General features: G+C 73.0%; 14 protein-coding genes. 10 read left to right on the plus strand and 4 right to left on the minus strand.

Annotation, left to right across the window (positions count from 1 at the left end; translation table 11 throughout):
- Nucleotides 1–32: 32 nt before the first annotated feature.
- The gene (eat, locus tag BJ965_RS31330; RefSeq protein WP_184913354.1) at nucleotides 33–1,478 is read right to left on the minus strand and encodes an ethanolamine permease; all 1,446 of its coding nucleotides are present in this window, start codon (nucleotides 1,476–1,478) and stop codon (nucleotides 33–35) included.
- A 165-nt stretch (nucleotides 1,479–1,643) separates the two neighbouring features.
- Entirely contained in the window at nucleotides 1,644–2,381 is a 738-nt protein-coding gene (locus BJ965_RS31335; RefSeq protein WP_184913356.1) for a FadR/GntR family transcriptional regulator, read from the minus strand.
- A 98-nt stretch (nucleotides 2,382–2,479) separates the two neighbouring features.
- On the opposite strand from BJ965_RS31335, the gene BJ965_RS31340 reads away from it, so the two are divergent.
- The 4 genes from BJ965_RS31340 to BJ965_RS31355 are packed head-to-tail and all read left to right on the plus strand — an operon-like array spanning nucleotide 2,480 to nucleotide 6,953.
- Nucleotides 2,480–3,844 (plus strand): glutamine synthetase family protein, encoded by a 1,365-nt coding sequence (locus BJ965_RS31340; protein WP_184913362.1) that lies wholly within the window; start codon nucleotides 2,480–2,482, stop codon nucleotides 3,842–3,844.
- 8 nt (nucleotides 3,845–3,852) lie between these two features.
- Entirely contained in the window at nucleotides 3,853–5,226 is a 1,374-nt protein-coding gene (locus BJ965_RS31345) for an aldehyde dehydrogenase family protein (protein ID WP_184913364.1), read from the plus strand.
- Nucleotides 5,223–6,008 (plus strand): 3-oxoacyl-ACP reductase, encoded by a 786-nt coding sequence (locus BJ965_RS31350; RefSeq protein WP_184913367.1) that lies wholly within the window; start codon nucleotides 5,223–5,225, stop codon nucleotides 6,006–6,008. The genes BJ965_RS31345 and BJ965_RS31350 overlap by 4 nt, the downstream gene beginning before the upstream one ends.
- Nucleotides 6,009–6,056: 48 nt before the next feature.
- The gene (locus BJ965_RS31355; protein WP_184917717.1) at nucleotides 6,057–6,953 is read left to right on the plus strand and encodes a DUF2510 domain-containing protein; all 897 of its coding nucleotides are present in this window, start codon (nucleotides 6,057–6,059) and stop codon (nucleotides 6,951–6,953) included.
- A gap of 13 nt (nucleotides 6,954–6,966) precedes the next feature.
- Here BJ965_RS31355 and BJ965_RS31360 read toward each other — a convergent pair whose 3' ends face one another.
- Nucleotides 6,967–8,169, minus strand: a complete 1,203-nt coding sequence (locus tag BJ965_RS31360; protein ID WP_184913369.1) for an amino acid deaminase/aldolase — start codon at nucleotides 8,167–8,169, stop codon at nucleotides 6,967–6,969.
- A 1,092-nt stretch (nucleotides 8,170–9,261) separates the two neighbouring features.
- Here BJ965_RS31360 and BJ965_RS31365 point away from each other — a divergent pair.
- From BJ965_RS31365 to BJ965_RS31375, 3 genes are read left to right on the plus strand one after another with little or no spacing between them, the layout of a single operon-like run.
- Nucleotides 9,262–10,416, plus strand: a complete 1,155-nt coding sequence (locus tag BJ965_RS31365) for a hypothetical protein (protein ID WP_246546092.1) — start codon at nucleotides 9,262–9,264, stop codon at nucleotides 10,414–10,416.
- Nucleotides 10,413–11,621 (plus strand): type VII secretion-associated serine protease mycosin, encoded by a 1,209-nt coding sequence (mycP, locus tag BJ965_RS31370; protein WP_376777953.1) that lies wholly within the window; start codon nucleotides 10,413–10,415, stop codon nucleotides 11,619–11,621. The genes BJ965_RS31365 and mycP overlap by 4 nt, the downstream gene beginning before the upstream one ends.
- 42 nt (nucleotides 11,622–11,663) lie before the next feature.
- Entirely contained in the window at nucleotides 11,664–12,392 is a 729-nt protein-coding gene (locus BJ965_RS31375; RefSeq protein WP_184913371.1) for an SseB family protein, read from the plus strand.
- 20 nt (nucleotides 12,393–12,412) lie between these two features.
- Here BJ965_RS31375 and BJ965_RS31380 read toward each other — a convergent pair whose 3' ends face one another.
- Complete coding sequence (locus BJ965_RS31380) at nucleotides 12,413–12,769, minus strand: DUF1844 domain-containing protein (protein ID WP_030848736.1); 357 nt, start codon at nucleotides 12,767–12,769, stop codon at nucleotides 12,413–12,415.
- 394 nt (nucleotides 12,770–13,163) lie between these two features.
- On the opposite strand from BJ965_RS31380, the gene infC reads away from it, so the two are divergent.
- The 3 genes from infC to rplT all read left to right on the plus strand — a co-directional run bounded on the left by infC (nucleotide 13,164) and on the right by rplT (nucleotide 14,610).
- Complete coding sequence (gene infC, locus BJ965_RS31385) at nucleotides 13,164–13,826, plus strand: translation initiation factor IF-3 (RefSeq protein WP_184917726.1); 663 nt, start codon at nucleotides 13,164–13,166, stop codon at nucleotides 13,824–13,826.
- A 107-nt stretch (nucleotides 13,827–13,933) separates the two neighbouring features.
- Nucleotides 13,934–14,128, plus strand: coding sequence for a 50S ribosomal protein L35 (gene rpmI, locus BJ965_RS31390; RefSeq protein WP_003977225.1), 195 nt, complete (start codon nucleotides 13,934–13,936; stop codon nucleotides 14,126–14,128).
- A 98-nt stretch (nucleotides 14,129–14,226) separates the two neighbouring features.
- The gene (gene rplT / locus BJ965_RS31395) at nucleotides 14,227–14,610 is read left to right on the plus strand and encodes a 50S ribosomal protein L20 (RefSeq protein WP_010045263.1); all 384 of its coding nucleotides are present in this window, start codon (nucleotides 14,227–14,229) and stop codon (nucleotides 14,608–14,610) included.
- Nucleotides 14,611–14,681: the final 71 nt, after the last annotated feature.

The raw sequence follows: 14,681 nt of genomic DNA on the forward strand, positions 1-14,681 counted from the left end.
TGCCCACGACAACTCCCTCACGGTCGAACCACTCAGTCCCTTGCCAACTCTGCCTCGGCCGCCGCCAGCGCCGCGAACTCCTCCTCCGGCGCCTTCGCCACCAGCCGCTTGCGGCTGTAGAGGCCGAAGTACCCGAGCGCCACGACGTACACCGCGAGGGCGATCAGCGCCGCCGTCACGTCCACCAGGAACGTGGCGACCAGCGCCGCGCAGGCCAGCACCAGGGCGACCGAGGACGTCAGGACGCCGCCCGGCGTGCGGTACGGCCGCTCCAGCTCGGGCTCCCTGCGGCGCAGCACGATGTGCGACAGGGACATCAACGCGTAAGAGATGGTCGCGCCGAAGACGGCGATGTTCAGCATCCGCGCGCCGTTGCCCGAGATCGCCGCCAGCAGGAAGCCGATCGTGCCGGGCACCAGCAGGCCCAGGTAGGGCGCCTTGCGACGGCTGGTGAGGGACAGGAAGCGGGGCAGGTAGCCCGCGCGGGACAGGGCGAACAGCTGGCGCGAGCCCGCGTAGATCAGGGAGAAGAACGACGCCACGAGGCCGGCGAGGCCCGCGTAGTTCACGATCCGGCTCAGGGTCGTCGCCTTGCCGTTCGGCTGGAGCGCCTCGACCAGCGGGTTGCCCGCCTCCTGGATCGCGGCGGAACCGCGTGCCCCGGCCGCCGCGAAGAACGTGATCACCGCCAGCACCACCAGGATGCCCATCGACCAGCGGATCGCCTTCGGCAGCGTACGGGCCGGGTCCTTGGTCTCCTCCGCGGCCAGCGGCACGCCCTCGACGCCGAGGAAGAACCACATGCCGAAGGGGAACGCCGCCCAGATGCCGAGCAGGCCGAACGGCAGCCAGGAGTTCGAGCCCGCGGCGGAGGTGTCGACCGGGATGTCGTCCAGCGACGCCAAGGAGAAGTCGGGCAGCGCCGCCAGCGCGAACACGATCAGCGCGACCACGGCGATGCCGGTGACCACGAAGCTGAAGCGCAGCGCCTCGCCGACGCCCCACAGGTGGATGCCGAGGAAGATCGCGAAGCAGACCAGGTACATCGGCCAGCCGGACTCCAGGCCGAACAGACCCAGCGACTCGACGTAGTCGCCGATGAAGATGACGATGGCGGCGGGCGCAAGGACGTACTCGATGAGGATCGCCGTGCCGGTCAGGAAGCCGCCCCAGGGGCCGAGCGCCCGCCGGGCGAAGCCGTAGCCGCCGCCCGCGGTGGGCAGGATCGAGGACAGCTCGGCGAGGGCGAAGACCATGCACGCGTACATCGCGCCCATGAGCACCATGGCGATCGCGAGGCCTCCGAAGCCGCCCTCGGCCAAGCCGAAGTTCCAGCCCGAGTAGTCGCCGGAGACGACGTAGGCGACGCCGAGGCCGGTCAGCAGCACCCAGCCGGCGCTGCCACGGCGCAGCGCTCTGCGTTCCAGATAGTCGTCGCCCTCCGGGGCGGCGGGTGTGAGAGTGGGTTCCTGGGACATGAGCAGACTCCCGACGGGGCGGCGGCGGTCACGGGGGCGAGCAGGCTGAGACTCAATGGAATGGAGCCATACCTTTGCGGCCCGCCGGGGGGATGGCAAGACCCGTGCGTGAATCGCCCGTAAATCCTCACCGCGCTGAGACACCGCCCCGAAACACCGCCCGGCTCAGCCGAGGAACCCCCGCAGCAGCGCCGCCGTGCCCCCGCAGTGCTCGCGCATGATCTCCCGCGCCTGATCGGCGTCGCCCTCGATCACCGCCTCCACCAGGGCGGTGTGCTGCCGCTGCGAGTGCTCCAGGTTGCGCACCAGCAGCGGGATGCAGTCGAGCAGGTCGTTGACGGTCGCGCGGACGGCCGCGTACTGGGCGGTGAGTGAGGGGGAGCCGGACAGCTCGGCGATCGTGAGGTGCAGCAGCGTGTCCAGGCGGCGGTACTCGGCGAGCGGCGCGTCGTGCGTGCGTGCCAGGGCCTCGCGCAGCCGGTCCGCCTGCTTCTCCTCCAGCCCGTGCGCCGCGCACAGCCCGGCCGCGCCCACCTCCAGCACCTCCCGGAACCGCAGCACGTCCTCTATGTCGACCTCCGCCACCCGGCGCCGCAGCTCGTCCTCGCCGACCGCTTCGGCGCGCGGCAGCACGAACGTCCCGCCGTAGCGGCCGCGCCGCGACTCGACGAGCCCCTGGTCCTGGAGCACCTTCAGCACCTCGCGCAGCGTCACCCGGCTGATCCCCAGCCGCTCCGCCAGCTCCCGCTCGGCCGGCAGCCGCTCTCCCCCCGGCACCAGACCCAGCCGGACGACCTGGAGGATCTGCTCCAGTGCCTCCTCGAAGCCGTTGCCCGCGCGCACCGGCCGCAGCACCGGCGTCAGCCCGTCCCGCACCTCGCCGCCCCCAGCTTCCTCCGACATGTGGCCGTACCCCCTTCCCAAGCAATGGTTCTCGGCAATACCTTATGGCTCCCGGCGGATCCAAGGCAGCGGATCCAAGGAGCCTAGGAGGCCTTCCCGTGGCAGACCGCACACCCCCGCTGAGCGTCGAGGAGCTGCACACCCTCGTCGCCGGCGGTGAGATCGACACTGTCGTCCTGGCCTTCCCCGACATGCAAGGGCGGCTCCAGGGCAAGCGGTTCGCCGCACGCTTCTTCCTCGACGAGGTCCTCCAGCACGGCACCGAGGGCTGCAACTACCTGCTCGCCGTCGACACCGAGATGAACACCGTCGACGGCTACGCCATGTCCTCCTGGGACCGCGGCTACGGCGACTTCGCCATGCACCCCGACCTCACCACCCTGCGCCGCGTCCCCTGGAACGCGGGCACGGCCATGCTCCACGCCGACCTCGCCTGGAGCGACGGCTCCCCGGTCGTCGCCGCCCCCCGCCAGATCCTGCGCCGCCAGCTGGAGCGCCTGGCCGAGCTCGGCTACACCGCCCAGGTCGGCACCGAGCTGGAGTTCATCGTCTTCAAGGACACCTACGAACAGGCCTGGGACGCGGGCTACAAGGGCCTGACCCCGGCCAACCAGTACAACATCGACTACTCGGTCCTCGGCACCGGCCGCATCGAGCCGCTGCTGCGCCGGATCCGCAACGAGATGGCCGGCGCCGGCCTCACCGTCGAGTCCGCCAAGGGCGAGTGCAACCCCGGCCAGCACGAGATCGCCTTCCGCTACGACGAGGCCCTGGTCACCTGCGACCAGCACTCCGTGTACAAGACCGGCGCCAAGGAGATCGCCGCCCAGGAGGGCATGTCGATCACCTTCATGGCCAAGTACAACGAGCGCGAGGGCAACTCCTGCCACATCCACCTCTCGCTCGCCGACGCCGACGGCACCAACGCCATGGCCGGGGACGGCGAAGGCGGCATGTCCGAGGTCATGCGCCACTTCCTCGCCGGCCAGCTCGCCGCGCTGCGCGACTTCTCCCTCCTCTACGCCCCCAACATCAACTCCTACAAGCGGTTCCAGCCCGGCTCCTTCGCCCCGACCGCCGTCGCCTGGGGCCAGGACAACCGCACCTGCGCGCTCAGGGTCGTCGGCCACGGCCGCTCGCTGCGCTTCGAGAACCGCCTGCCCGGCGGCGACGTCAACCCCTACCTGGCCGTCGCCGGACTGGTCGCGGCCGGACTGCACGGCATCGAGCAGAAACTGGAGCTGCCCGAACCCTGCCCCGGCAACGCCTACGCCGCCGACCTCGACCACGTCCCCACCACCCTGCGCGAGGCCGCCGAGCTCTGGGAGAACAGCACCGTCGCCCGGGCCGCCTTCGGCGACGAGGTCGTCGCGCACTACCGCAACATGGCGCGCGTCGAACTGGACGCCTTCGACGCCGCGGTGACCGACTGGGAGCTGCGCCGCTCCTTCGAACGCATGTGAGGTCCTTCGTGTCTTCCGAGCACCTTCTGGAAGTACTGAACCCCGCGACCGAGGAGGTCGTCGCCGCCGTCGCCGGGGCGAGTCCGGCCGACGTCGACGCGGCCGTCACCCACGCCGCCAGGGCACAGCGCATCTGGGCCGCCCTCGCGCCCGGGGACCGCGCCCGGCTGCTGCGCCGCTTCGCGGCCACCGTCGACGATCACCTGGAGGAACTGGCCCGCCTGGAGGTCCGGGAGGCCGGCCACCTCATCGGCAACGCCCGCTGGGAGGCCGGCAACGTCCGCGACCTGCTGGACTACGCGGCCGGGGGAGTGGAGCGGCTCACCGGCCGGCAGATCCCGGTGCCCGGCGGCCTGAACGTCACCATCCTCGAACCGCTCGGCGTCGTCGGCGTGATCGCGCCCTGGAACTTCCCCCTGCCGATCGCCGCCTGGGGCACCGCCCCCGCCCTCGCGGCAGGCAACGCCGTCCTCCTCAAGCCCGCCGAGACGACCCCCCTCACCGCCCTGCGCCTCGCCGAACTCGCCCTGGAGGCCGGGCTCCCCGAGCACCTCTTCCAAGTCCTGCCGGGACGTGGTGACATCACGGGCGACGCCCTGGTCCGGCACCCCGGAGTCGCCAAGATCGTCTTCACCGGCTCCACCCGCACCGGGACACGCGTCGCGGCCCTCGGCGCCGAGCAGGTCAAGCCCGTCACGCTCGAACTCGGCGGCAAGAGCCCCAACATCGTCTTCGCCGATGCCGACCTCAAGACCGCCGTCGACCCCTTCTCCTTCCTCGACAACTCCGGCCAGGACTGCTGCGCCCGCACCCGCGTCCTCGTCCAGGAATCCGTCTACGACGAGGTCCGCGAGCTGCTCGCCGAGGCGCTGGCCGCCGTGGTGGTGGGCGACCCGGCCGACGAGAAGACCCAGATGGGCCCGCTGATCTCCCGGCAGCAGCTCGACCGGGTCCGCGGCTTCGTACCGGACGGCGCCCCGGCCCTGCGCGGCAGCGCACCCGAGGGCCCGGGCTTCTGGTTCCCGCCCACCGTCCTCACCGGCGAGAGCCCCGACTCGGCGGCCGCCTGCGAGGAGATCTTCGGCCCCGTCGCCGTCCTGCTGCCGTTCACCGACGAGCAGGACGCGATCCGCCTCGCCAACGGCACCCCCTACGGCCTCTCCGGCTCCATCTGGACCCGCGACGTCGGCCGCGCCCTGCGCGTCTCCCAGGCCGTCCGCGCCGGCAACCTGTCCGTCAACTCCCATGCCAGCGTCCGCTACTGGACCCCGTTCGGCGGCTACAAGCAGTCCGGCGTCGGCCGCGAACTCGGCCCAGACGCCCTGGCCGCCTTCACCGAAACCAAGAACGTCTTCATCAGCACGGAGGGCCCCGCACAGTGACTGCCCAGGAGAACATCTGCCGCCGCCTGGTCGGCCGTACCGCCGTCGTCACCGGAGCCGGCAGCGGCATCGGCCTCGCCGCCGTCCGCCGCCTCGCCTCCGAGGGCGCGTACGTCGTCTGCGGCGACGTCGACGAGGCCCGCGGCAAGGCGGCCGCCGAGGAGGTCGGAGGCACCTTCGTGAAGGTCGACGTGACCGACCCCGAGCAGGTCGAGGCCCTCTTCAAGACCGCCCACGACACCTACGGCAGCGTCGACATCGCCTTCAACAACGCCGGCATCTCCCCGCCCGACGACGACTCCATCCTGGAGACCGGCCTGGAGGCCTGGAAGCGCGTCCAGGAGGTCAACCTCACCTCCGTCTACCTGTGCTGCAAGGCCGCCATCCCCTACATGCGGCGCCAGGGCCGGGGCTCCATCATCAACACGGCCTCGTTCGTGGCCAGGATGGGCGCGGCCACGTCACAGATCTCCTACACCGCCTCCAAGGGCGGCGTCCTCGCCATGTCCCGCGAACTGGGCGTGCAGTTCGCCCGCGAGGGCATCCGCGTGAACGCCCTGTGCCCCGGCCCGGTCAACACCCCCCTGCTCCAGGAACTGTTCGCCAAGGACCCGGAGCGGGCCGCGCGCCGCCTGGTGCACATCCCGCTGGGCCGGTTCGCCGAGGCCGAGGAGATCGCCGCCGCCGTGGCCTTCCTGGCCAGCGACGACTCCTCGTTCGTGAACGCCACCGACTTCCTGGTCGACGGCGGGATCGCGGGGGCGTACGTCACACCCCTGTAAGCCGGTGTCCGGCGGGCCCGCCGCGCGCCCTACAGTGCCGGGATGAGCATGACGCCCCCGCCCGGCTGGTATCCCGACCCGCACGCCCCGCACCTGCAGCGCTGGTGGGACGGCACGGCCTGGACCGAGCACCGCCACGCGCCCGAGGCCCCCGCCGCCCCGCCGCCGGGCGGCGGCGGCCGCGCGAGGACGGTCGCCCTGACCGCCACGGGCGTCGTCCTGGTCGCGGCGATCGTCACCGGAGCCGTCGTCCTGGGCGGGGGCTCCGGCGGCGGCACCGAGACCAGGACGGCTCCGACCACCACCCCCGCCCATACGCCCGGGGCGCCGGAGCCGGCCCCCGAGGCGTCGACCTCCGAGCCGTCCGCCGACGACCCCGCGGTCGTCGAGGACCAGCTCAACGGCGTCACGTTCCCGCTGCTCGACGGCTGGGAGCGCCCGCAGCACGTCGCCCAGGACGACGTCGTCATGACGACCGACGGCACCTACGACTGCCCCGGGGGCGTGGGCCTGTGCCGCCACGGCATGGTCTTCTCCCGCACGGTGACCGAGAACGACGAGAAGTCCCCCGAGGCCCTCGCCAAGGCCGACATCTCCGAGGCGGCCGACGAGGCCTACGACCGCGACAGCCTCGGCCGCGAGCTCCACGGCGGCATGACGTCGCACCAGGTCGTCAAGTCCGGGCCGGTCGCGGTGGCGGGCCGCGCCGGGTACCTGGTGCGCTGGCGCGTGAAGACCGCCAAGGGACCCGGCGGCTACGTCCAGTCGCTCGTCTTCCCCTCCAGCGTCGGCACCGAGGCGCCGGTCCTCGTCCGCTACGTCTTCGACGCGGGCGAGGACGGACCGCCGCTCGCCGACATGGACCGCCTCACCAAGGGCATCCGCCCCTTCGGCGACGCGGACACCGGCGGCGGCGTCGGCAGCAGCATCGGCCCGACGGACTGACGCCACACACCGCCTAGAGGAACGTGTGGCCCTCGCCGCGATAGGTGGGCACGGTCGCCGTCACCGTGTCGCCCTCGACCAGGTGCAGCGCCTCGAACCGCTCGCACAGCTCACCGGCCTTCGCGTGCCGGAACCACACCTTGTCCCCGATCAGCAGATCGTCGGCGGGCGAGCCCAGCAACGGCGTCTGCACTTCACCGGCCCCCTCCTGCGGGTCGTAGCGCAGCCCCTCCGGCAGATACGGCACGGGCGACCGGTCCGCCCCGGCCGCACCCGAGGCGGGGTACCCGCCGCCGAGGACCGTCACGACCCCCACCCCCGGCCGCCGCACCACGGGCATGGCGAAGAGGGCCGCCGGACGGCCGCTGAACGAGGTGTAGTTGTCGAACAGGCGCGGCACGTACAGCCCCGACCCGGCGGCGATCTCGGTCACCGCGTCCTCGGCCGCCGTGTGCTGCACCGAGCCGGTGCCGCCGCCGTTGACGAACTCCAGGCCCGGCACGACGGCCCGTACCGCGCGCACCACTTCCGCACGCCGCTCGGCGAGTTCACGCTTGGCGGCGGCCTGCATCAGCCGGATCGCACGGGACCGCAGCGGACGCCCGGCGAGCGAGTCCCCGACCCCGGCGACATGCCCCTCGTACGCCATGATCCCCACGACCTCGAAGCCGGGCCGCCGGGCCACGGCCCGTGCCACGTCGGCGACCTGGGCGGGGGAGTGCAGCGGTGAACGCCGGGCCCCGACCCGCACCCGCCCGCCGAGCAGCTTCAGGGAGGTGTCCAACTCCAGGCACACCCGCACCACTTCACGCCCGCCACCGCGGGAGGCGTCGATCAGATCCAGCTGGGCGACGTCGTCGACCATGACGGTCACGGCGGCGGCGAGCTTGGGATCACCGGCGAGTTCGGCGTAGGCCGCACGGTCGGCGGACGGGTAGGCGAGCAGCACGTCGTCGAACCCCGACCGGGCCAGCCACAGCGACTCGGCGAGCGTGAACGACATGATCCCCGCGAAGCCCTCCCGGGCCAGGACGCGTTCCAGCAGTGTCCGGCAGCGCACGGACTTGCTGGCCACGCGGATCGGCTTGCCCCCGGCGCGGCGGACCAGATCGGCGGCGTTGGCGTCGAAAGCCTCCAGGTCCACGATCGCGAGAGGGGCGTCGAGATGGGCGGTGGCCCGGTCGTAACGGGCCCGGTCGGCGGCGCGCGCAGTCATGAACGCAGCCTGCCAGACTGGATTACCGCTGGGTAGGGGGATGTTCCGGGCAGATGCCCCGGCGTCGTGGACTGGTTCCCGTTCGCCCAGGGACAAGCCGTAGAGTGACGCGCACGTACGGCGGGAGACGCCGGCCGGGGATCCGCGCCGGGATGACGCCCCTTCCGTACGGGTATGTGTGCCCGGACGGTTCGGTGCCGGGCCTCGGGCGGGACGACACCGGCCCGCGCCGGACGAGCGGCCCGGGCATGAGGAAACGGGGGGTGCATGAGCACGGAAGCGCAACGTGCCTCCTTCCCCCCGCGCCCCACCACTCCGCCCCGCCCGTCACACCCCCCGGCCCCGCCGGAGGACCCGGCGACGGACCAGCGGGACACCCCGGGCACAGCCTCCGGCCCCGCGACGGGACCTGCAGCCACCCCAGCCGGGACGGACGGCGCGCAGTCCTCCGACCGCCCGAACGGCCGCCCCCGCTTCCCGAGCCTCGACGCCACGAACCTCGACGCCACCGCGCCCCGGCGGCCCGAGTCCCCTACGCCCCGGCACTCCGAGCCCGCCGCGCCCCGGCGGCCCGATTCCCCTGTGACCCGGCACTCCGAGCCCACCGCACCCCGGCGGCCCGATTCCCCTGCGCCCCGGCACTCCGAGCCCACCGCACCCCGACGCTCCGAGTCCCCGGCACCGCCCCCGCCCCGAGCTTCCACCCGCTTCCCGGACACGCCGCCCACCGTCGGCCGCCGGAGCGGCCCTGAGCCGGACGCGGCGCCCGGCGCCCGCCGCGAGGTGACCAGTCCGCCCGGCGTCGGTCGTGCGACGCGTCCTGAGGCGGCCACCGTGTCCGGTGTTGGACGCGTGGCCTCTCCCGGGTGGGATGCGGCGCCCGGCGTCGGTCGTGCGACGCGTCCTGAGGCGGCCACCGTGTCCGGTGTCGGACGCGTGGCCCCTCCGGGGCCGGACGCAGCGGCCCGCGCCGACCGCGTGACGCGCCCGCGGCCGGACACGGCGCCCGGCGCCGCCCGGGCAACGCGTCCTGAGCCGACCACCGCGTCCGGCGCCGGACGCGCGGGTCGTTCGGACGCGTCGGACGGGATCTTGTCGGAGACCTCCGGCAGGCCCTTCCGCCTCCCCGCGCCCGGTCGTCCGGACGCTTCGGCCGGGGCGGCGGCGGAGACGGCCGGCCGTCCGTTCCGGCTGCCCGCGCCCCGCCGTACCGGCGCACCCGGCGAGCACGCGTCCGAGACGACCGCACGCCTGCGCCCGGTGCCCGCGGACCCGGTGCCGGACGAGCCCGCCGCACCCTTCGGCCGCTCCTCCGTACAAGGGACGACGACCACTCGTCCCGCCCCACCGCCGCGTCCCGCACACCGGCCGTCGGCCCCCGCCGCCCCCGTCACGCCCGACCCCGCACTCTCCTGGAGCGCCACACGCCCCCTGGTGTCGTTCGGTGAGCCCGAGGGCTACGACGGCGACGCCCGGCCCCGGCCGCTCGGCCGCCGCGGGGCGTCGCAGGCCGCCGCGGCAGCCGTCTGCCTCGTGCTCGGCCTGGGCCTCATCTCGGGAGCGGTCACCGGCAGCTGGCTCGTCGGCGGCTCCGGGGACGAGGGCGCGCCCAGCACCTTCGCCGCCGCCGGAAGCCTCTGGCACAGCGTCCCGGTCGACCAGCTGTTCCCGCCCACCGTGCAGGGCCGGGGTGCCGGCCCCGGCGGAGCCGACCGCACCTGGACCCGCATCGCCGTCGCCCCCGACAGCGACTGCAAGGACGCGTTCGACCCGCTGCTGCGCAAGGCCCTCGCCCCCGTCGGCTGCGAACGCCTCCTGCGCGCCACCTACACCGACGCCACCGAGAGCTACGTGACCACCGTCGGCCTGCTCTTCACCACGGCCGACGCCCCCGGCATGACCGCCCTCGCGAACCGTTTCCGCAAGGAACGCCTGGACCGCCGCAGCGACCTGATGCCCCTGCCGTACGCCGCGAAGGGCACACCGGCCGCCGGCTTCGGCGCCCCGCAGCGCGCCTCCTGGACCGTCTCGGTGCTCACCGAGGCCCCGGTCGTCGTCTACGCCGTCTCCGGCTGGGCCGACGGCCGCACCGTCGACGACCCCCAGCCCGCCGGGGACGCCGTGGAGGCCGATGCCACCACCGCCGTCGCCCAGGCCGGCCTCGGCAACGAGGCGCAGGGCCTGGCCGACCGCGTCGAACGCGACTTCCGCAGAAACGTCCGCTCGGCCTCGGAGCAGCCGTCGTGAACGCCGCGCACACCCCCGCCGGAAAACGCCCGCGCAGGCCGTCCCGGAGGGCCGCCGCCCTCGGCGCCCTGCTCACCGCCGGCCTCGTCCTCCTCCCCGCCGCCACCGCGCACGCCGACGGCATCCGCGCCCAGCAGTGGGCCCTGGACGCCATGCACACCGAGCAGGCCTGGCAGACCACGAAGGGCGAGGGCGTCACCGTCGCAGTCCTGGACACCGGCGTCGAGGCCGAGCACCCCGACCTGGCCGGCAACGTCCTGCCCGGCAAGGACCTGGTCGGCTTCGGAGCCGAACCCGGTGACCGCGCCTGGGCCCGGCACGGCACCGCCATGGCCGGCATCATCGCGGGCCACGGACACGGCCCCGGCAACGCCGACGGCGTCCTCGGCATCGCCCCCGAGGCGAAGATCCTCCCCATCCGCGTGATCCTCGAGGACGGCGACTCCTCCCGCGCCAAGGCCCGCTCCACTCGCGGCAACGCCCTCGCCGAGGGCATCCGCTGGGCCGCCGACCACGGCGCCGACGTCATCAACCTCTCCCTCGGCGACGACTCCGCCTCGGCGCATCCCGAACCCAGCGAGGACCAGGCCGTCCAGTACGCCCTGAAGAAGGGCGTGGTCGTCGTCGCGTCCGCCGGCAACGGCGGCGAGAAGGGCGACCACATCTCCTACCCGGCCGCCTACCCCGGCGTCATAGCCGCCACGGCCGTCGACCGGGCCGGCACCCGCGCCTCCTTCTCCACCCGCCGCTGGTATGCCACCGTCAGCGCCCCCGGCGTCGACGTCGTCATCGCCGATCCCGACCACAAGTACTACGAGGGCTGGGGCACCAGTGCCGCCGCCGCCTTCGTCTCCGGCGCCGCCGCCCTGGTCAAGGCCGCCCACCCCGGCCTCGCCCCGGCCCAGATCAAGTCGCTCCTGGAGGACACCGCCCGCAACGCCCCGTCGGGCGGGCGCGACGACTCCCGAGGCTTCGGCTTCATCGACCCGGCCGCCGCCATCGAGGCCGCCGGCCGGATCGAGCCCGAGGGCCTCCAGCCGGCGTCCCACGGTGCGAAGTACTTCGGCAGCGGACCGGACACCGACGCCTCCGGCGACGACACCGCCGACTGGGCCGCCCCCCTCGCGGGCGGCGCCGGCGGGGTCCTGCTGGTCGCGGCGGTGCTCCTGTGGCGCGGCCGCCGCACCGCCCGTGAGGACTTCTGAGCCGCTGCCGGACACGCACCGTCCGGCCGATAGGGTCGACGCGTGGCGAACAAGAACATCCCGGACTCCGGCTTCTCCGACGACGACGGCTCCGCCGACCCCCGGCTGAGCGCCGCACTCGCCGCCTGGTCCGCGGACCGGAGTGCCGTGGGCCCGGTCCTGGCCGCCCTCAAAGGCGCCCGGCTGCTCGTCCCCGTCGTGGCCGTGCTCGGCGAGGCCGAGGAGGACGAGCGGGGACTGCGCCGCGAGAAGACCAGCGACATGGCCGTACCGACGCTCAAGGCCGGCGACCGCACCGCCCTGCCCGCCTTCACCTCCACGGACTCCCTGGCCCGCTGGGACCCGGAGGCCCGCCCCGTCGCCGTACCGCTGCACCAGGCCTTGCAGGCCGCCGCGCACGAGAGGGCGGACACGGTCGTGCTCGACCTGGCCGGGCCGGTGCCCTTCGAACTGACGGGTCCCGCGCTGCTCGCCCTCGCCGAGGGCCGCGCGAGCACCGACCCGCTCGCCGACCCGGTCGTGGTGGAGGCCGTACGGGATGCCGTGGCCGCCGAGCCCGCCGTGATCCGGGCCCACCTCGGGCCGGGGCAGGCCGACGGCACCCTCGCCCTGGTGCTGGACCCGTCCGCGGTACCGGCCGAGGCCGCGCGGGCCGTCGCGGAGCGGCTCGCCGCCGACGAAACGCTGAGGGCCCGCCTGGTACGCGGCCTCGACCTGGCACTGCTGCCGGCCGAGGTCACGCCACCGGGCGAGCCCCTGTTCGTACGCTGAGGAGCGGGCGGTCCGTCGGGTCAGCCGTAGACCGGCCCCGTGTACTTCTCGCCCGGCCCCTGGCCCGGCTCGTCCGGGACGAGGGAGGCCTCGCGGAACGCCAGCTGCAGCGACTTCAGGCCGTCGCGCAGGGGAGCGGCGTGGAAGGAGCTGATCTCCGTCGCCGTCGCGTCCAGCAGACCGGCCAGGGCGTGGACCAGCTTGCGTGCCTCGTCCAGGTCCTTGTGCTGCTCGCCCTCCTCGGTCAGACCGAGCTTCACCGCGGCGGCGCTCATCAGGTTGACGGCGACCGTCACGATCACCTCGACCGCCGGGACCTCGGCGATGTCGCGGGCCATGGCGTCGAAGTCGGGGGACTCAGGAGGGGTGTCACTCATGCCCCACACGATAGGCGCAGGCAGCGGGCGAACCCCACGTGACCCCGGCTCGCCCCAATTGGCCGTTCCTGGCCATTGCTGGTAACCTCGTGTAACGACCGGTCGGACACGTGTGCCTCACAGCCCGCGAGTTCGGCCCACAAGTGGAGGCTTTCGAACTCCCACCCGATCGCCCTCAGGGCGGCGGGTCACCGGTCAGGCGGTCCCGTCCTCGTGGCGGCGTCCGTCCGAAAGCGCGCCCCGCGGCTTCCCGCGGCGGTGCTCCGGTAGTTCGAGGAGCCCCGCCTGGGATCGTCCGGGGCATTTTTGTTGCCTCGGCGCGGTTAGGTCTACCGAAAACTGACGTTACGCGGCCGTCCGCCAGACCGCCGCGTGGTGCTACCGAGGAGGATCCATCAGCGCCGAGCCCCGCATCAACGACCGGATTCGCGTTCCAGAGGTGCGACTTGTCGGTCCCAGTGGCGAGCAGGTGGGCATCGTCCCCCTGGCCAAGGCACTGGAGCTTGCGCAGGAGTACGACCTGGACCTGGTCGAGGTGGCGGCGACCGCCCGTCCGCCTGTGTGCAAGCTCATGGACTACGGGAAGTTCAAGTACGAGTCGGCCATGAAGGCCCGTGAGGCGCGCAAGAACCAGGCGCACACGGTCATCAAGGAGATGAAGCTCCGGCCGAAGATCGACCCGCACGACTATGACACCAAGAAGGGTCACGTCGTTCGGTTCCTCAAGCAGGGCGACAAGGTCAAGATCACGATCATGTTCCGTGGTCGCGAGCAGTCCCGGCCGGAGCTCGGCTACCGACTGCTGCAGCGTCTCGCGGAGGACGTGGCCGATCTCGGGTTCGTCGAGTCGAACCCGAAGCAGGACGGCCGCAACATGATCATGGTCCTCGGTCCGCACAAGAAGAAGACCGAGGCGATGGCCGAGGCTCGCCAGGCGCAGGAAGCCCGCAAGGCGGAAGCGAAGGCCAACCCCGGCAAGTCGCAGAACGCTGCGGAGTCCGAGGCGACGGCTGAGGCGACGGTCGAGGCGCCGGCTGAGGAGCCCGCCGAGGCGTGACTCCCGGGACGCCAGTCCCAGGAAGCAACCGATACAAGACGACGCTCCACCGTGCCCGGTTTCGCGACCGGGCACCGGAGTGCCACCGACGAGGAGAGAACGGCGCTATGCCGAAGAACAAGTCGCACAGCGGTGCCAGCAAGCGCTTCAAGATCACCGGCTCCGGCAAGGTGCTGCGCGAGCGCGCCGGCAAGCGCCACCTGCTCGAGCACAAGTCGTCCCGTGTGACGCGTCGCCTCACCGGCAACGCCGAGATGGCCCCGGGCGACGCCGCGAAGATCAAGAAGCTTCTCGGCAAGTGACGTCCGGGCGCGTGAGCGCCGGACGTACGTCAGACCGGGACCCAATCGATTTCGGGCCGTGTGCGCACCCCCACGGCCCCGCTACAAGGAGTTAACAAGTGGCACGCGTCAAGCGGGCAGTCAACGCCCACAAGAAGCGTCGGGCGATCCTCGAGCAGGCCTCCGGCTACCGCGGTCAGCGTTCGCGCCTGTACCGCAAGGCCAAGGAGCAGGTCACCCACTCGCTGGTCTACAACTACAACGACCGCAAGAAGCGCAAGGGCGACTTCCGTCAGCTGTGGATCCAGCGCATCAACGCCGCTGCCCGCGCCAACGGCATGACCTACAACCGCTTCATCCAGGGTCTGAAGGCCGCGAACATCGAGGTCGACCGCAAGATCCTGGCCGAGCTGGCCGTCAACGACGCCGGTGCGTTCGCCGCGCTCGTCGAGGTCGCCCAGAAGGCGCTGCCGAGCGACGTGAACGCGCCGAAGGCTGCGTGACGCCGGCTCCGAGCCGATGTGACTGAAGGACCCGCAGGCCGGATGGTCTGCGGGTCCTGCTGTGCAGCTAC

This window comes from Streptomyces luteogriseus (assembly GCF_014205055.1).
GTDB lineage: Bacteria > Actinomycetota > Actinomycetes > Streptomycetales > Streptomycetaceae > Streptomyces > Streptomyces luteogriseus.